This window comes from Paracoccus kondratievae (assembly GCF_009301415.1).
In the GTDB taxonomy this organism is placed as follows: domain Bacteria; phylum Pseudomonadota; class Alphaproteobacteria; order Rhodobacterales; family Rhodobacteraceae; genus Paracoccus; species Paracoccus kondratievae.
Genome location: NZ_CP045072.1, coordinates 658,923 through 675,295 on the forward strand (window position 1 = coordinate 658,923; position 16,373 = coordinate 675,295).

The window sequence follows — 16,373 nt, forward strand, 5'->3', positions numbered from 1 at the left end:
ACCCGCATTATATGCCGCGCATGAGCCAGAACCCGCCCCTGTTGCGCCCCGATCTAGCCCCTGCGCCCATCTTTGACACCAGTCGAAGAGAGGGCCAGCCCACCATTGGCATGGTCAGCCTTGGCTGCCCCAAGGCGCTGGTGGATAGTGAGCGCATCCTGACCCGCCTGCGCGCCGAGGGTTATGCCATCAGCCCCGACTATAAGGGCGCGGGTGCGGTGATCGTGAATACCTGCGGGTTTCTGGACAGCGCCAAGGCGGAATCGTTGCAAGCGATCGGTGAGGCTCTGGCCGAGAATGGCAAGGTCATCGTCACCGGCTGCCTTGGCGCCGAACCGGAATATATCACTGGCGCACATCCCAGCGTGCTGGCGGTGACCGGACCGCAGCAATATGAGCAGGTGCTGGATGCCGTTCATCAGGCGGTACCGCCCAGCCCCGACCCTTTCATCGACCTGCTTCCGGCCTCGGGCGTCAGGCTGACGCCGCGCCATTACAGCTATCTGAAGATATCCGAGGGCTGCAACCACGCCTGCAAGTTCTGCATCATTCCCGATATGCGCGGCCGTCTGGTCAGTCGCCCGGCCCATGCCGTGATCCGCGAGGCCGAAAAGCTGGTCGAGGCAGGGGTGCGCGAGTTACTGGTCATCTCGCAGGACACCTCGGCCTATGGGCTGGACCGTAAATTCGCGACCGAACGCGGCCATCGCGCCCATATCACCGACCTGGCCCGCGATCTGGGTCAGCTTGGTGTCTGGGTTCGGCTGCACTATGTTTATCCCTATCCGCATGTGCGCGACCTGATCCCCCTGATGGCCGAGGGGCTGGTGCTGCCCTATCTCGACATTCCCTTCCAGCACGCCCACCCCGAGACGCTGCGCCGCATGGCCCGGCCTGCCGCGGCTGCAAAGACGCTGGACGAGATTGCGGCATGGCGCGCCATCTGCCCCGATATCACCCTGCGTTCGACCTTTATCGTTGGCTATCCCGGCGAGACCGAGGAAGAGTTCCAGACACTGCTGGATTGGCTCGACGAGGCACAGCTAGATCGGGTTGGCTGTTTCCAATACGAAAACGTCAGGGGTGCGCGGGCGAACGATCTGCCCGATCACGTGCCAGATGAGGTCAAACAGGAACGCTGGGACCGCTTTATGCAAAAGGCGCAGGCGATCTCGCAGGCGCGGCTTGCGGCCAAAGTCGGCCAGCGGCTTGATGTCATTGTCGACAGCATCGACGAAGAAGGCGCGACCTGTCGCACCAAGGCCGATGCGCCCGAGATTGACGGCAACCTCTTTATAGACGAAGGCTTTGCAGAGCTCTCACCCGGCGATATCGTCACTGTCACCGTGGATGAGGCAAGCGAATACGATCTCTGGGGCAGGATATAGCCAGCAATACTCGCGCAGGTTGTGACTTTGGGCGCGCTGGCTTATCAGGGGTGAAAAAGGCGCAGTACGGCGGAACAGATGAACTGGGATCCTGAAGGCAAGCCTCGCAAACCTGATTTCCTGTGCATTGGCGCCCAAAAAGCCGGCACGACGTGGTTGTCGCAGATGCTGTCGCAGCATCCCGGTGTGTGGACGCCACCCTTCAAGGAAGCGCAGTTCTTTAACCACCGCTTTATCGAAGAACATCGCAAATGGTTGCCCTGGCATTTCCGCCGCAGCCGTCAGAACATCGAGAAACGCTGGACCTCGCGCGGGCAGGAAGTCCCGGCCGAGGTGGTGAGTTACATGGATCGCGTGACGCGCCAGCCCATGTTTACGAACCATTGGTACAAGCTGGTCTTTGCCCCTGCGCCTGCGGGAACCAAGGCGATTGATGTGACGCCCGAATATTCGACCCTTCCGCAGGAGGGCGTTGATTTCGTGGCCAAGTTCCTGCCGCGCGCCAAGTTCGTCTATATCATCCGCCATCCGGTGGACCGCGCGATTTCGCAGCTTAAGATGAACCTTACCCGCAAGGGCCGCAAACCCGCGACGGTCGAGGAGTGGCTGCAAGAGGTCGAGGATCCGGTCCTGATGCAGCGCGGTGACTACCTGAGCTATGTCCCGCGCTGGAGCGGGCATTTCGGTCCCGACCAGTTGCTTTATCTGCCCTTTGGCCGGATTGCCCGTGACCCCTTGGGCGTGCTGCGCCAGATCGAAGATTTCTTCGGCCTTAACCCTCATGACTATCGCGATATGGGCAAGAAAGTCTTTGCCTCGGGTCATGCGCTGGTGGTGCCCGACAAGGCCCGCGCCCGGCTGCGCGAAAAGCTTGAGCCGCAGTTCGAATTCCTTGAACGTCAGTTTGGCCCGGAATTCGTCAGCCAATTCCGGTGAGACTTTCCCTTTCCTGCCGGCTCGACTACATAGCGGCCAACTTCACGAATTTCAGAGACGGGGAACGATCATGGCCTCCTACCAGTATGTCTATCACATGGACGGGGTGTCCAAGACCTATCCGGGCGGAAAGAAGACCTTTGAAAACATCCGCCTGAACTTTCTGCCCGGCGTCAAGATCGGCGTTGTCGGCGTCAACGGTGCCGGTAAGTCGACGCTGCTGCGCATCATGGCCGGGATCGACAAGGACTTTACCGGCGAGGCCTGGGCCGCCAAAGGCGCAACCGTCGGCTATCTGCCGCAAGAGCCGCAACTGGACCCCAGCCTGAACGTGCGTGGCAACGTCATGGAGGGCGTCAAGGCCAAGCAGGCCAAACTGGACCGCTATAACGAGCTGGCGATGAACTACTCGGACGAGACGGCCGAGGAAATGGCGCGCCTGCAGGATGAAATTGACGCCGAGAACCTGTGGGATCTCGACAGCCAGATCGACGTGGCGATGGAGGCCCTGCGCTGCCCGCCCGATGACGCGGATGTCGAAAGCCTTTCAGGGGGTGAGCGGCGGCGCGTGGCGCTGTGCAAGCTGCTGCTTGAACAGCCGGACATGCTGCTGCTTGACGAACCGACCAACCACCTGGACGCCGAAACGATTGCCTGGCTGCAAAAGCACCTGATCGAATATCCCGGCACCATCCTGATCGTGACTCACGACCGGTACTTCCTGGACGATATCACCGGCTGGATCCTTGAGCTCGACCGCGGCCGCGGCATTCCCTACGAAGGGAATTATTCAAGCTGGCTGGAACAAAAGGCCAAGCGGCTTGAGCAGGAAGCCCGTGAGGACAAGGCGCGTCACAAGACCCTTGAGCGCGAGTTGGAGTGGATCCGTGCCGGCGCCAAGGCACGTCAAGCCAAGCAAAAGGCCCGGATCAACGCCTATAACGAACTGGCCAGCCAGTCCGAGCGTGAAAAACTGACCCGCGCCCAGATCATCATTCCGAACGGCGAACGGCTGGGCAACAAGGTGATCGAGGTCAACGGGCTGCGCAAAGCCATGGGCGACAAGCTGTTGATCGAGGACCTGTCCTTCAGCCTGCCGCCGGGCGGTATTGTTGGCGTGATCGGCCCGAACGGTGCCGGTAAGTCCACCCTTTTCCGGATGCTGACCGGACAGGAACAGCCTGATGCTGGTGAGATCACCTACGGCGACACCGTCAAGCTGAGCTATGTCGATCAGTCGCGCGACGCGCTTGATCCCAACAAGACCGTGTGGGAAGAAATCTCGGGTGGGGCCGAACATATCGAGCTGGGTGACGCCTCGATGAACAGCCGCGCCTATTGCTCGGCCTTTAACTTCAAGGGCGGTGACCAACAGAAAAAGGTTGGCCTGCTCTCGGGCGGCGAACGCAACCGCGTGCATATGGCCAAGCTGCTGAAATCGGGCGGCAACGTGCTGCTGCTGGACGAACCGACCAACGACCTTGACGTCGAGACGTTGCAGGCGCTGGAAGCGGCGCTTGAAGATTTCGCTGGTTGCGCCGTCATCATCTCGCACGACCGCTTCTTCCTTGACCGGTTGTGCACCCATATCCTCGCGTTCGAGGGCGATGCCCATGTCGAGTGGTTCGAGGGCAACTTTGAGGATTACGAGGCTGACAAGATCCGCCGCCTTGGCCCGGATTCAGTCGAGCCAAAGCGGGTGAAGTACAAGAAGTTCACCCGGTAGAAAAAAAGGGGGCGGAAACGCCCCCTTTTCTTTTTTGCGGTATTGTGACCGGGTCAAAGACCTGCGGTTTTCGCCCCCTGGCCCTGGAGAAAGTCGAAGTGCCGCTCGATTATGCGGTCCAGCTCTTCGCGTGAGGCTTTTTTCATGCCACGTTTCGCCAGAATTTCCTTGGCGTGGCGCGGGGTATCGTTCATCCCGTAATGGGTCACGATGCTTGGAACCGAGGGGTCGGTCAGGGCAACCATTACCGTCGGAATGCGGTAATGGGCAAAACCAAAGACGGTGCGTTGCGGGTGGCGTACCGCCACACCCACGCCGAGGAAGGGATTGAACCAGCGGTAAAGCCCCTGCGTCGGCCCATCAATGACCGAATAGATCACGGTGGGGAAGCTGACGGCAAAGGCACCATGGGCTTTCCAAAGGGTGTCGCCGTGCTTGTGCAGCTTGCGGATATAATCCTTTGAGACGCAATCGTCGTCGTCCAGACGGAACTGCAAGCAATCCTTGAGCTCAAGGCCCATCTCTTCGAGTGTCTTGATCTGCGCGTCCGCAACATGCATCGGCGGGACAAAGCGCAGTTCGACATAGGGTCGCGCGTCGCAAAGGGTCTGCAGCTTTTGGCGGTAGGTCTTGGGCATCCGGTCCGAAGAGATCACCAGGAGTTTGAAATCCGGGTCGGTCTGAGCGTCCAGAGAGGCAAGAGTCAGCTGCTCAAAGGTCTCAAAGCGGGCGGCCATGCGCTCTTCGCTAAAGAGCTCTTTCTCTTTTTCCTTGAAGATCGGTTCGAGGTCCTTGTCCTCGACGTTGCGATAGGCTTTCCAGTCGCCCCGGCCAATCATGGAAAATCGGCATATGCCGACAATCGTCATCTTTCTAGTCATACCGCGAACCGTGCTTTAATCGGTGAATGTACAAGGTTTTTCCCGGCGCGGCGTTCGGCCTCGGCGACGTCGGCCTGGATGGTCTCATCAGTGGGAATATCCCACGGATCGTCAGCAGTCAGGAAGCCATGCTCGATCAGAGCGGTACGGATCTCGCCAAAATCCGCATGACCCCAGCTGTTATGGTTGGGTTTCTTGCCGGGTTCGAGATATTCTGCCACGAGGCTGTTGATCAGCAGCGGATCCTTGCCCATCATACCGCTGAGTTGCAGGCGCATGCTGTGATGTTCAGCGTTGTTTCTGCGCAGGATGACGGCGATCTCCTTGCCGGGATCAGCTGCCATGCCGGCCATGTGCAGGGCCGAAGTGTCAAGGCTGATGATCTTTTGCGCCGCGCGGTAAAGCGCGAACTGATCTTTCCAGGACAACTGTTCGGGGAAAACCGGAACATAGCCGGCACGGCTGAGGTTTTCCTCAAGCACAGCTTCGGCCAAAAGCCCGCCGTTCGCGATATACTTGGTACGCGAGATATAGATTTTTTCCGGTCCGTTCGGAGCAACCTTGCCTACGGTATTGCGCAGGAAGTTGCGGTATTCTTCGGTCCCGAAGGCGATGTCGCCCAGACCGAACCCCTGACCGGGAATGGTCAGCTTTTCGACAAGTGTCGGCTCACCGACCACCAGGGTCGGACATTTGATGTCGAAAATATCGAAAAGCTCGCGGTGGGGTTTTTTGAAATGCGTCAGGGTGGCGTGTTTTGGGGTAAAGATTATCCCGTCATAATCGTTGTTGGCCGCCCAAAGCCTGCTGATCGTCTCAGAGATGAAATGGCCGAAATGGCCATAATACATCCCGGCAAAAAGATAATGCCCCTCAAGCTTTGCGGTCGGTTCGGGCGCTTCTTCAAGGGCAAGGGACATGCGCCCGGCTCCGCGCCATTGGGCTGCCTCGGGGATGTCACCGTCCTTCCACACGCCGCTAGGGGTTCGGGGGCGGGATTCCTTGGGAGGGGCCACAATCGCATCTGCGAGAGTGATTGTTTCTCTGGACCAACCCTGATCAGGCAGCGGAGGACAAGGCTCGCTCACGTTTACTCTCTCAAATTATAACACATCGATTCGTCGGTGAGAGACAGGTCTCCCCCGACTTTGCCCTTGTTTGGCAATATATACCTGGCTGTGCAACCCAAATTGGCGCATGGCGAAAGGCCGCGCGCCACAGGGTTTAATTGCAACGCAGCTTCAGGCCCATTCCCATGGCAGCGCCATCTGGCCAAGCAGCTTGGCCATAGCATCGCGGTCCACTTCGCCCGTCGTTTTGATCCGCGCGACGAGACCCCGTCTTTTGTCATCAATCACCTCGGCCACTTCGGCGGCAAGGCCCGCGCTTTTCAGCATCTCGTTGTAGACGCGCCCGATTGCGAGCTTGCGCAGGTCAGGCTTGAAAATCTTGCCGACCGCAGTCTTGGGCAGTTCGGGCAGGATCTCGATATGTTTGGGCACCGCAGCACGTTCGTGGATGTGGCTGCGCGCGTGCTGCATCAGCTCGTCCTCTGCGACCTCGGCCCCGGCGACCAGCTCGACATAGGCGCAGGGCAGTTCGCCAGCAAAGCTGTCGGGCTGGCCGATGGCTGCGGCGGCAGCGACCTTGGGATGAGAGAGCAGCGCATCTTCGATCTCTGCCGGGTCGATATTGTGGCCGCCGCGAATGATCAGGTCCTTGGCCCGGCCAGTGATCCACAGATAGCCGTCGGCGTCCATCCGCCCCAGATCGCCCGTGCGCAGAAAGCGCCCTTCGGCAAACAGGTCGCGGTTCTTGTCGGCCTCGGTATAGGTCGAGCCCTCATAAACGCCCGGGTTGGCGATGCAGATTTCGCCGACCTCTTCGATGCCGCATTCCCGAAAGCCGCCATTCTGACGCTGCAGGATGCGGATGTGGGTATAGGGCAGGGGGATGCCGACCGAGCCGACCTTCTTGAGCCCGTCAATGGGGTTGCATGAGACAAGGCAGGTCGCCTCGGTCAGGCCGTAACCTTCGGCGATTTCGACGCCGGTGGCGGATTTGAAACGGTTGTACAGCTCGATCGGCAGGGGTGCCGAGCCCGAGATCGCGGTGCGAAGCGACGAAACATCCGCGTTTACCGGGCGCTGCATCAGTGCCGCGATGGCAGTCGGAACGGTGATCAGGAAGGTTGCCTGCCAGCGCTCGATCAGCTTCCAGAAATTGTCAAAGACACCTTCGCCGCGATAGCCAGCCGGTGTCGGCATCACAAGCTGAGCGCCTGACATCAGACAGGACATCAGCACCGGATAGGCCGCAAAGACGTGGAACATCGGCAGCGGGCACATCAGCACATCGGTTTCGGTGAACAGCAGCGTGCCGCCCAGCCAGCCGTTGTAGATCATCCCCGATTGCTTGTGCTGCGCGACCTTGGGCATACCGGTGGTCCCGCCGGTGTGGAAATAGGCGGCGACCCGGTCTCCGGCAGGTTCGTCAAAGGTCAGGCGGTTGTGTTTACGCGCGCTGGCGGCAGCCTCGAAATCCAGCACTTTGGCGTGGTGGCGCGTGGTGACCTTGGGACGCATCAAAGGCACCAGCAGGCGCTTTAACCCGGTCAGATAGCCGCGCAGATCGACCTCAAGCACCGTTTGCACATTGGGCGCTTGCGCAACGGCCGCGGCTGCTTTTTGCGCAATGTCGGATTTGGGAAAGCTTTTCAGCGTCACCAGGACCTTGGCGCCGGTTTCCCGCAGGATTGAGGCGATGTGGTCGGGCTCCAGCAGTGGGTTGATCGGGTTCACGATACCCGCAGTTGCACCGGCCAAAAGCACGATCGGCGCTTCAAGACAGTTTGGCAGCAGATATGCCACGACGTCCGTGGGCCCGACCCCTAGTTCGCGAAACAGGTTCGCGGTTTCGGTCACACGCTCGTGCAGTTCAGTCCAGCTCAGGGTGCGCGCCGGGGCTGTCGGGTCCGAAAAAAGCTGAAAGCTAAGCGCGGGGCGTTCAGGATGACGGTCCCGGGTTTCGGTCAGCGCCTGATACAGTGTGCCCGGCAGGATGCGTTGCGCATAGGGCATCTCCGTCTCGACCGCATCGCGGTCTGCGACGCCTGCAAACCTGACCACCATTTCTCAGACCTCCCAGTTTTCCCCCCGGGGCAGTGCCCCACTTACAGGCAGAATGGTCCAACTATCAGTATGCTGGCAAGCATTCCGCAGCGCTAATCCGGGGGGAAACGCAGCGTCGCAACCGCGCTGGCGGTGTCGGGACCCCTTAGTTCTGGGGGATACGCAGCGTCTGGCCGGGATAGATCTTGTCGGGATGGCTTAGCATGGGGCGGTTCGCCTCAAAGATCTCATTATAGCGGTTTGCCTTGCCCAGATATTTCTGTGCGATGGCCGACAGGGTTTCGCCCTTTTGTACGGTGTGGAACACGGGTTTGGCGGCCTGTGGTGCCGGGGTCTCGGTACCCGCGCCTTCGGCAAGCTCGACACGTGCGATGCCTTTGATGTTGCCGACCGCGAGAATCAGCTTTTCCAGCGTCTCTTGATCGCGCGCCTTGCCCGAGATCACAACCGTATCGCCCCGCAGCGTCAGGTGCACGTCCTTGGCCGTCAGCCCCAGTGAGGCAAGCTCAGCCTTGAGCGCCGCCACTTTGCGGTCGGTGTCGCTTTGCGCGGGCTGCGAGGGGGCCTCTTGTGCCTCTGCCTCTGACCCGAACAGCGACTTGCCGGCATCCTTCACGAAATCCCAGATCGCCATGAGATATTCCTTTCCAACTGCATTCTAGCGGCAACGTTTTGCCGAAGCCACGGTTCCAGAGAAATTTAGGCAACCTCAGGTTGAACGTCCCGGCTGCGTTTCGTAAATTGCAGCAGTTCAAAGGGTGCCAGATGTTGAAAATTTCACGTAAGATTATGTCTTTGCTTGTTTTTCTACCCGCCATGACGGCTCCTGCCGTTGCGGGGGAGGCTGGGCCCGTACCCGCCAAACCTGCAGAGGCCAGGGCCGGGCAGGTCACCTGCTATGAAACGTCGGTGCAGGAAAATCAGGCAGCTGCCAGTGCGACCAACGCATTGCGCAAAGCCCGCGGGTTGTCCTCGCTGCAGCCCAACCGCGATCTGGCCGTCGCTGCCGCCCGCCACGCCTGCGACATGGCCCGGCGCGGTCAGATGACGCATCGCGGCAGTGCGACCTCGGGGCCGATGCAGCGGTTGAAGAAAGAAGGGTACAGGCCCCGCATTGCCGCCGAAAACATCGCTGCCGGCCCCTGGGGGCAAGAGCAGGTTTTGGCAGCATGGTCACAATCGCCAGGGCACCTCGCCAATATCCTGCTGCCGCAGGTTAGGCATTACGGTATCGGCCGGGCGGTCGGGCCGGATGGCAAGACCGTGTATTGGGCGGCGGTTTTTAGCGCACCACGTTGAGCAGCGCGCTACGCTGGCCGGTCGCAATGATGGACGCCCGCATACCCTGAAGGCGTCGCGGGCGTCAGTTGCGATTTGCTTTGGGTGGCGGGTTTAACCGGCCCCTGTTTCGGCTTCTGCGGGTGTCTCTTCGTCCGCTGGACCTGCGGTGAACTGCAGCCGCGCCAGTCGGGCGTATAACCCTCCCTCGGCGACCAGTTCATCATGTCGGCCCTGTGCCACCACCCGGCCGCCGTCAAAGACAACGATACGGTCGGCCTTTTTCACTGTTGCCAGACGGTGGGCCACGATGATCGTGGTGCGCGAACGGGACAGTTCATCGACCGCATGTTGGACCAGCAGTTCTGATTCGGCGTCCAGGGCCGAGGTCGCCTCATCCAGCAGCAGGATCGGCGCATCGCGCAGGATGGCGCGGGCAATGGCAATGCGCTGCTTTTGCCCGCCTGACAGCATCACGCCGCGTTCGCCGACATAGCTGTCATAGCCTTCGGGCAGCACGCGCAGAAAATCGTCGGCATGGGCTGCGCGGGCCGCAGCCTCGACCTCGGCATCCGAGGCATCGGGGCGGCCAAAACGAATGTTCTCGCGGGCGGTAGCGGCAAAGATCACCGGGTCTTGTGGCACCAGCGCGATGGACTGACGGAAATCGGCACGGGCCATATCGCGCAGATCAATGCCGTCGATCAGCACCCGTCCCGCATCAGGGTCCCAGAACCGTAAAAGCAGCTGGATCACGGTGGTCTTGCCCGCCCCAGAGGGGCCTACCAGCGCAACCGTCTCACCCGGGCGGATGTCCAGCGTCACGCCGTCCAAAGCCGAGCGGTCGGGGCGCGAGGGGTAATGGAAGGTGACGTCATCGAACCGGATCGCGCCCTTGACTGGCTGGGGCAGGGTGACCGGATCGGCAGGATCGCTCAGCGTGTCTTCGGCGGTCAGCAGTTCGCTCAGCCGCTCGGTCGCGCCGGCAGCACGTTGCAGCTCACCCCAGATCTCGGAAAGAGCGCCTACGGCCCCGGCGACCAGAACGGCGTAGATGACGAATTGCACCAGTTGGCCAACGGTCATCACCTCTAGCCGCACATCGCGGGCGCCGATCCACAGAACGCCAAGCACGCCCGAGAAGGCGAGGAAGATCACGATCATTGTCATCGCCGTGCGCGTCCGCACCCGGTTCATGGCCGAGTCATAGGCGCGCTCGGTCACCTCGTTGAAACGTGCGCGGGTCGGGCCTTCATGGGTAAAGGCCTGCACGGTCTGTGCCGAAAGCAGAACCTCGGAGGCCGCGCCTGATGATTGGGCGATCCAGTCCTGATTTTCGCGCGACAGTTTGCGCAGCCGCCGGCCCAGCACGACGATGGGCACGACCACCAGCGGCACCAACAGCAATACGAGACCCGACAGTTTGGCCGAGGTCCAGACCAGCATCGCCACGCCACCGATCAGCAGCAGGATGTTGCGCAGCGCGATTGGCACCGATGAGCCGATGACCGATTGAATCAGCGTCGTGTCGGTGGTGATGCGGCTGATAATCTCGCCGGTCAGGACCCGTTCGTAGAACGCGGGGCTCAGCCCGATGACGCGCTGAAAAACTGCCTTGCGGATATCGGCGACGACCCGTTCACCCAGCCGGGTGACAAGAAAGTAGCGCATCCCCGTCCCGATAGCGAGCAGCACGACGATGATCATCGCGGCGCCGAAATACTGGTCGAGCATGCCTGCGCCGCCGTCAAACCCATCGACCACCCGGCGCACGGCCAGCGGCAGGATCAGGCTGATCGTCGCCGTCAGCGTCAGCGCGCCAAGGGCGGCCGCGACCAGCCCGCGATAGGGGCACAGGAAAGGGCCAAGCGCCCTGAGTGCGCTGATGCGTTTCGTCGTCGGACGGTCCGCGATGGGTTTGGGTCCGCGTGCCATGTCTTCTCCCCTCGGGCGCCCCGATGGTGCCTTGCGTGATGTTCAGAGTGTCCGGGTGCCGCCCGCGAGTTCCAGAATGACCTGCCATTCCGCGTCCGAAACAGGCTGCACAGAGAGGCGCGAGTTGTTGACCAGCACCATATCCTTGAGCCTCGGCTCGGTCTTGGCCATGTCCAGCGAGATGGGCCGCTCAAGCCAGGCGACGGCGCGGACATCCACACATTCCCATTTCGGATCGTCTGCGGTCGAGTCGGGATGGGCCTCGGTCACCACCTCGCAGATGCCGACGATTTCTTTGCCGACGTTCGAGTGATAGAAAAAGCCGCGTTCGCCCTTTTTCATGGTGCGCATGTTGTTGCGGGCCTGATAGTTGCGCACGCCGTCCCACTCTTCGCCCTTTTCGCCCCGGGCGATCAGGTCGTCAAAGCTGAACACGTCCGGCTCGGATTTGAACAGCCAGTATGCCATCAGCCGATCACCTTCTTCCACTCGATCACCTCGACCGAGGCAAACAGGTCTGCCGCTTTGTAGGGATCCCGGGCGGCCCATTCCTTGACCTGCGTCAACTCGTCAGCCTCAACCACCAGCAGCGAGCCGCGCATCTCACCATTTTCGATCAGCGGGCCGGCCATTTGCAGGCCGGGCTGTTCCTTCAGGAATGCCAGATGATTTTCGCGGGTATCGAGACGGGTTTGCAGCTTGCCGGGATGGTCGCGGCAGATCACGGCGAAAAGGGGCATCATTCCTCCTTCAGGGGGCGTTTGAGCAGAAAATCCAGCGCATGTTCCATGACGATACTGCCCTGGGCAAGACCGGCGACCAGATTCGAGATCGGCATCTCGATCCCCAACCCCTCGGCCAGACGCGAAACGGCACGGGCGGTGGCAGCACCTTCGACAGTGGTGCCGGGCGCGAACTCGCTGCCCGCGCCAAGGGCCAACCCATAGCGAAAGTTGCGCGACTGCTCCGAGGTGCAGGTCAGCACCAGATCGCCAAGCCCTGAAAGCCCGCCCAGCGTTTCGGGCCTTGCGCCCAGCGTTACGGCCAGCCGCGTCATCTCGGCAAAGCCGCGCGTGACAATGCTTGCCCTTGCGCTGTCGCCGTAGCCGGCGCCGATCGCAGCCCCTGCGGCGATGGCGATGACGTTTTTCAGCGCCCCGCCCAGTTCGGCCCCGGTTACATCGGTCGTGCGGTAAAGCCGCAGCGAGGCGGTCGAAAGCTGGCGCTGTAAAATCTCGGCGGCGGCAGCATCGGCACAGGCGAGTGTCAGCGCGGTCGGTAAACCACGGGCGATATCGGCGGCAAAGCTTGGTCCGGTCAACACCGCTACGGTCGCATGCGGGCAGGCGGAAGCGATCAGTGCCGAAGGACCGGTCAGCGTAGTCAGGTCGATCCCCTTGGCGCAGCTGACCAGATTACGGCGATCAAGCCGCGCGCCATGGTCCGTCAGAAAACCACCCAGCGATTGCGCGGGCAGGGCAAGCAGGACGGTGGGGGCAGTGATATCCTTAAGCTCTTTTGTGACGATCAGGCTGGCGGGAAGGGGCACGCCCGGCAGGCGCGGGTTTTCACCAGCAGCGGCCCAGCCGGTTTCGCGCCCCCAAAGCGTAACGGGTCCTTTGGCCGCCAGGGATACTGCCAGCGCGGTGCCGAATGCGCCTGATCCGATGACTGCGACGCTCATGCCTTGGCTCCGCGCTTGCCAGCACCAAGCATCGGGGCGGCGCGCTGGTCCAGCGGCCATCGCGGGCGGGCGGCCAGATCCATGCCGTCACGCCGGCCAGCAAGGTAGCTCTCGATCCCGGCCCAGGCGATCATTGCGGCATTGTCTGTGCAAAGCTGCAGGGGCGGCGCAAGAAAGGTCGCGCCGGCTTCGGCCGCGACGGTTTGCAGCGCGGTGCGCAGGCTTTGGTTAGCCGCGACACCTCCGGCCACGGCCAGCGCAGGTGCTGGTGCCAGGGCCAGGGCGCGACGGGTCTTTTCGGCCAGCACATCGGCCACGACCGCCTCAAAGCTGGCGCAAAGATCGGCGCGGTCCTGTTCGTGCAGCCCGCCTTGCGCCGCTGCCAGCGCGTCACGTTGGCGCAGCACCGCCGTCTTTAGCCCCGAAAAGCTAAGATCGCACCCCGGCCGGTCAAGCAGCGGTCGCGGCAGGGCAAAGCGGCGCGGATCACCCGCGCGCGCCGCTGCCTCGACTGCGGGGCCGCCCGGTTGGGGCAGGCCCAAAAGCTTGGCAACCTTGTCAAAGGCCTCGCCGGGGGCGTCGTCGATGGTTCCACCCAGCCGGGTAAACTGTTCTGGCCCCGCGACCGAGAGGAACTGGCAATGCCCGCCCGAAACCAGCAGCATCAGATAAGGATAACCGATGCCGTCGGTCAGGCGTGGGGTCAGCGCGTGGCCGGCCAGATGATTGACCCCGATCAGCGGCAGGCCACTCCCCGCCGCCAGCCCTTTGGCAAGCATGACGCCCGAAAGCACGCCGCCAATCAGCCCGGGCCCGGCGGTAACGGCGATCCCGTCCAGGTCGGACAGGCGCAGGCCCGCCTTGCGCAGGGCCTCTTCGACGCAGATATCCAGTTTCTCGGCATGGGCGCGGGCGGCGATTTCCGGCACCACGCCGCCGAAATCGGCATGCAGCGATGTCTGCCCGGCCACGACCGAGGCAAGGATCGTGCGATCCTCGCGCACCACCGCCGCCGCAGTGTCGTCGCAGCTGCTCTCGATGCCCAGAAAGGTCAGTCCCATGCTCATCCTTGTTTGCGCGCCGCCCAGGGCCTAGGCAGAGGGGAAGTAGCATCTTGCCCGAGCGATTGCCATGCCGTCCAACCCCCAGCCTATCCTGCTTTTGACCCGGCCCGAGCCTGCTTCGCGGCGATTTGCCGCAGAGTTTGATCTGCCGGGTGTCAGGTTGGTGATCTCACCCGTGCTGCGCATCATACCGGTCGCGCATGATGCGGTGCGGTTAAGTGCTGCGCGGGGACTGGTCTTTACCTCGGTCAACGCGGTCCCCGCGGCAGGGCCGGGACGCGGGCGGCCCGCGATCTGCGTCGGGCCTGCCACGGCCGAGGCCGCGCAGGCAGCGGGCTATGAAGTAACCGTCGGGCCTGGGGACGCCGAGCGGATGATGCCGCTGCTGAAAGGTCTGGATGACGGCTGGCTGCATCCCCACGGCACCCATGTCGCCCGCAGATTGCCGGTGCCGGGCATGGTCGTCTATGATCAGGCGCCCGAGCGGCTGAACGCCGAGGCAAAAGAGGTGCTTGCCGGGTCAGCGCCGGTGCTTTTGCCGCTATTTTCGCCACGTTCGGCGCGGCTTTTATCGCCGCAGGCTGAGGATGCGCAGGCCCCGTTGTGGCTGGCCCCGATCAGCGCGGCGGCGCGGGGTGCGTGGCTGGGGCCGGCGAGTCGCATCGAACTTGCCCCGACCCCCGATGCCGACGGGATCTGCTATGCCCTCTCGCGTCTGCTTGCGACGGAACAATCCGCGCGAGGGCGGGTTGAGGCCCCACGTCCCGGCGACTAGACTGCCTGCCGGAGCCAGGCATGATCGCAGGTGCAGGACGGCGGGACCATAGCCCCCCGCAGCGGGCCGCGATGTGAAAGGGAACGGGGAAGAGTTGTGAAAAAGCCAGAGATCAATTCCAGCGAAAACAAGGCAAGCCCCGGAAAAGACGGAAAGAAAAAGGCAGTTTCGGGCGCGGCTATCGACAGCCGCCCGGTCAGCTCGGGCGAGGGGGCCTCGGCAGCAGCGGTTGAATCCAAGCCGCCGGTCGAATCAGTGCTGGTTGGTAAAGGCGGTTCTTTGGCTGCTGCGGCGCTCAAACCCGATGCGGGAAAGACGGCAGCCGAATCGAAACCGGCCGCCCCCAAGCCTGCCGAAGCGCCTTCGCCCACCACCTTTGAGCCAGTTCCGGCAAAATCAACCGCCCCCTCTGGACCAGCAAAGGTCGAAACCCGCGTGGTTGAGGTGCGCAAGGGCGGTTTCGTGCCTACCTTTGTCGGCGGTGTCGTCGCTGCCGGTCTTGGCGCTGCGGCGGCATGGTGGGCGATCCCGCATCTGCCCCCGGCGTGGCAGCCCGGCGCAAGCGAATCCGCCCCGACCGAGGCACAGATTGCCGCCGCCCGCGAGGCTGGTATTGAGGCCGCCCGGGCAGAAATCCAAACTCAGGCCGAAGCTTTTGCCACCCGCGCTGCCGATGCGGGCGCGGATGCGGCACGGCAGGCTTTGGCCGACGCTCCGCAGCAGCAGGGTGGCGATGCCGAGGCCCTGTCGGCGCTGGAGCAAAAGCTGGCAGTGCTGGAAAAATCGCTGGCTGATCTGAATGCCCGACCTGTTGTCGCCCCGGTGGTGTCTGGCGAAAACAGTGACGAGTTGCAGCAGCTTCTGAATGAACTGACCGCTAAGCTGACGGCGCAGCAGCAACGCATTGATGAGCTTGCCTCACGCGGGGCTGGCGGCGGCGCGACCGCCGAGCAGATGCAGAGCTTTGCCGCGCAAGCCGAGGCGCTGCGCAACCAGATCGCTGCCACCGCCGAAGAGGCGGAGCGGCGCATCGCTGCGGCTGAGGCCCAGGCCGCCGATCTTCAAAGCAATGCCGAGGCCGCGAACCGTCGCGCTCAGGCCGCTACGGCTGCCGCTGCATTGCGCGTCGCGATCGAGACTGGTGGTCAACGCGATCAGGCGCTTGCCGGTCTGCGCGCGGCTGGGGTCGAGCCTCCGGCAGTGCTGACCGGGGATGTGCCGACTCTTGACCAATTGCGCGCAAACTTTCCCGCCGCCGCGCGTGAGGGGCTGGCCGCTGCGCTGCAAGAGGTGCAAGGCAGCAATGGCGCGCTGGGGATGATCGGTGATTTCTTGCGGGTGCAGACTGGCGCGCGTTCGGTCGAGCCGCGCGAAGGCAACGATCCCGACGCCATCCTGTCACGTGCCGATGCTGCTGTGAAAGCCGGCGATATCAAGGGTGCGCTGGAAGAAATCGCCAGCCTGCCCCAATCGGGGCAGCAGGCGATGGCGGACTGGACCGCCTCGGCCGGGCTGTGGATCGAAGCTAATGCCGCGCTGGCCGCTTTGGCCGCGGGCAGCATGTAAGGGGCGCGC

Annotated in this window: 15 protein-coding genes; 6 read left to right on the plus strand and 9 right to left on the minus strand. The window is 62.5% G+C overall.

Features of this window, described 5'->3' with window-relative positions; translation table 11 throughout:
- Nucleotides 1-20 precede the first annotated feature (20 nt).
- The 3 genes from rimO (at nucleotide 21) to ettA (ending at nucleotide 4,050) form a co-directional block, all read left to right on the plus strand.
- Nucleotides 21-1,388, plus strand: coding sequence for a 30S ribosomal protein S12 methylthiotransferase RimO (rimO, locus tag F8A10_RS03365; protein ID WP_193668180.1), 1,368 nt, complete (start codon nucleotides 21-23; stop codon nucleotides 1,386-1,388).
- Nucleotides 1,389-1,466: 78 nt separating this feature from the next.
- On the plus strand, nucleotides 1,467-2,324 hold the full coding sequence (locus F8A10_RS03370) for a sulfotransferase family protein (RefSeq protein WP_152366676.1): 858 nt from the start codon (nucleotides 1,467-1,469) through the stop codon (nucleotides 2,322-2,324).
- A gap of 70 nt (nucleotides 2,325-2,394) precedes the next feature.
- A complete protein-coding gene (ettA, locus tag F8A10_RS03375) occupies nucleotides 2,395-4,050 on the plus strand; it encodes an energy-dependent translational throttle protein EttA (protein WP_010398205.1) in 1,656 nt (551 codons plus the stop codon).
- A gap of 53 nt (nucleotides 4,051-4,103) precedes the next feature.
- Here the strand turns inward: ettA and F8A10_RS03380 are convergent, their stop codons facing one another.
- From F8A10_RS03380 to lysM, 4 genes are all read right to left on the minus strand, one after another.
- Nucleotides 4,104-4,931, minus strand: coding sequence for a glycosyltransferase (locus F8A10_RS03380; RefSeq protein WP_227493404.1), 828 nt, complete (start codon nucleotides 4,929-4,931; stop codon nucleotides 4,104-4,106).
- A complete protein-coding gene (locus tag F8A10_RS03385) occupies nucleotides 4,928-5,851 on the minus strand; it encodes a glycosyltransferase family 61 protein (protein WP_010398200.1) in 924 nt (307 codons plus the stop codon). The genes F8A10_RS03380 and F8A10_RS03385 overlap by 4 nt, the downstream gene beginning before the upstream one ends.
- A 321-nt stretch (nucleotides 5,852-6,172) precedes the next feature.
- Nucleotides 6,173-8,059: an acyl-CoA synthetase gene (locus F8A10_RS03390; RefSeq protein WP_193668182.1), complete on the minus strand. Its 1,887-nt coding sequence runs from the start codon at nucleotides 8,057-8,059 to the stop codon at nucleotides 6,173-6,175.
- A 148-nt stretch (nucleotides 8,060-8,207) separates the two neighbouring features.
- On the minus strand, nucleotides 8,208-8,696 hold the full coding sequence (gene lysM, locus F8A10_RS03395; RefSeq protein ID WP_152366679.1) for a peptidoglycan-binding protein LysM: 489 nt from the start codon (nucleotides 8,694-8,696) through the stop codon (nucleotides 8,208-8,210).
- Nucleotides 8,697-8,776: 80 nt separating this feature from the next.
- On the opposite strand from lysM, the gene F8A10_RS03400 reads away from it, so the two are divergent.
- The gene (locus F8A10_RS03400) at nucleotides 8,777-9,361 is read left to right on the plus strand and encodes a CAP domain-containing protein (RefSeq protein WP_227493405.1); all 585 of its coding nucleotides are present in this window, start codon (nucleotides 8,777-8,779) and stop codon (nucleotides 9,359-9,361) included.
- Between the two features lie 93 nt (nucleotides 9,362-9,454).
- Here the strand turns inward: F8A10_RS03400 and F8A10_RS03405 are convergent, their stop codons facing one another.
- Genes F8A10_RS03405 through tsaD form a run of 5 tightly spaced genes read right to left on the minus strand, consistent with a single transcriptional unit; the run spans nucleotide 9,455 to nucleotide 14,026 of the window.
- The gene (locus F8A10_RS03405) at nucleotides 9,455-11,275 is read right to left on the minus strand and encodes an ABC transporter transmembrane domain-containing protein (protein WP_010398104.1); all 1,821 of its coding nucleotides are present in this window, start codon (nucleotides 11,273-11,275) and stop codon (nucleotides 9,455-9,457) included.
- Between the two features lie 42 nt (nucleotides 11,276-11,317).
- Nucleotides 11,318-11,743 (minus strand): EVE domain-containing protein, encoded by a 426-nt coding sequence (locus F8A10_RS03410; protein ID WP_085501194.1) that lies wholly within the window; start codon nucleotides 11,741-11,743, stop codon nucleotides 11,318-11,320.
- The gene (locus tag F8A10_RS03415; RefSeq protein ID WP_040602183.1) at nucleotides 11,743-12,015 is read right to left on the minus strand and encodes a YciI family protein; all 273 of its coding nucleotides are present in this window, start codon (nucleotides 12,013-12,015) and stop codon (nucleotides 11,743-11,745) included. Before F8A10_RS03415 ends, F8A10_RS03410 begins: the two co-directional genes overlap by 1 nt.
- A complete protein-coding gene (locus F8A10_RS03420) occupies nucleotides 12,015-12,959 on the minus strand; it encodes an NAD(P)H-dependent glycerol-3-phosphate dehydrogenase (protein ID WP_010398110.1) in 945 nt (314 codons plus the stop codon). Before F8A10_RS03420 ends, F8A10_RS03415 begins: the two co-directional genes overlap by 1 nt.
- Nucleotides 12,956-14,026, minus strand: a complete 1,071-nt coding sequence (gene tsaD / locus F8A10_RS03425) for a tRNA (adenosine(37)-N6)-threonylcarbamoyltransferase complex transferase subunit TsaD (RefSeq protein WP_152366680.1) — start codon at nucleotides 14,024-14,026, stop codon at nucleotides 12,956-12,958. Before tsaD ends, F8A10_RS03420 begins: the two co-directional genes overlap by 4 nt.
- 64 nt (nucleotides 14,027-14,090) lie before the next feature.
- On the opposite strand from tsaD, the gene F8A10_RS03430 reads away from it, so the two are divergent.
- Both F8A10_RS03430 and F8A10_RS03435 read left to right on the plus strand, forming a co-directional pair.
- On the plus strand, nucleotides 14,091-14,798 hold the full coding sequence (locus F8A10_RS03430) for a uroporphyrinogen-III synthase (protein WP_010398114.1): 708 nt from the start codon (nucleotides 14,091-14,093) through the stop codon (nucleotides 14,796-14,798).
- Between the two features lie 96 nt (nucleotides 14,799-14,894).
- Nucleotides 14,895-16,364, plus strand: coding sequence for a COG4223 family protein (locus tag F8A10_RS03435; RefSeq protein ID WP_152366681.1), 1,470 nt, complete (start codon nucleotides 14,895-14,897; stop codon nucleotides 16,362-16,364).
- The last annotated feature ends 9 nt before the right edge of the window (nucleotides 16,365-16,373 follow it).

What these genes read in the sequence shown, in the direction of transcription:
- rimO (WP_193668180.1), top strand. Translation starts at nt 21, where the DNA reads ATGAGCCAGAACCCGCCCCTGTTGCGCCCCGATCTAGCCCCTGCGCCC.
- F8A10_RS03370 (WP_152366676.1), top strand. Translation starts at nt 1,467, where the DNA reads ATGAACTGGGATCCTGAAGGCAAGCCTCGCAAACCTGATTTCCTGTGC.
- ettA (WP_010398205.1), top strand. Translation starts at nt 2,395, where the DNA reads ATGGCCTCCTACCAGTATGTCTATCACATGGACGGGGTGTCCAAGACC.
- F8A10_RS03380 (WP_227493404.1), bottom strand. Translation starts at nt 4,931, where the DNA reads ATGACTAGAAAGATGACGATTGTCGGCATATGCCGATTTTCCATGATT.
- F8A10_RS03385 (WP_010398200.1), bottom strand. Translation starts at nt 5,851, where the DNA reads ATGTCCCTTGCCCTTGAAGAAGCGCCCGAACCGACCGCAAAGCTTGAG.
- lysM (WP_152366679.1), bottom strand. Translation starts at nt 8,696, where the DNA reads ATGGCGATCTGGGATTTCGTGAAGGATGCCGGCAAGTCGCTGTTCGGG.
- F8A10_RS03405 (WP_010398104.1), bottom strand. Translation starts at nt 11,275, where the DNA reads ATGGCACGCGGACCCAAACCCATCGCGGACCGTCCGACGACGAAACGC.
- F8A10_RS03410 (WP_085501194.1), bottom strand. Translation starts at nt 11,743, where the DNA reads ATGGCATACTGGCTGTTCAAATCCGAGCCGGACGTGTTCAGCTTTGAC.
- F8A10_RS03415 (WP_040602183.1), bottom strand. Translation starts at nt 12,015, where the DNA reads ATGCCCCTTTTCGCCGTGATCTGCCGCGACCATCCCGGCAAGCTGCAA.
- F8A10_RS03420 (WP_010398110.1), bottom strand. Translation starts at nt 12,959, where the DNA reads ATGAGCGTCGCAGTCATCGGATCAGGCGCATTCGGCACCGCGCTGGCA.
- tsaD (WP_152366680.1), bottom strand. Translation starts at nt 14,026, where the DNA reads ATGAGCATGGGACTGACCTTTCTGGGCATCGAGAGCAGCTGCGACGAC.
- F8A10_RS03430 (WP_010398114.1), top strand. Translation starts at nt 14,091, where the DNA reads ATGCCGTCCAACCCCCAGCCTATCCTGCTTTTGACCCGGCCCGAGCCT.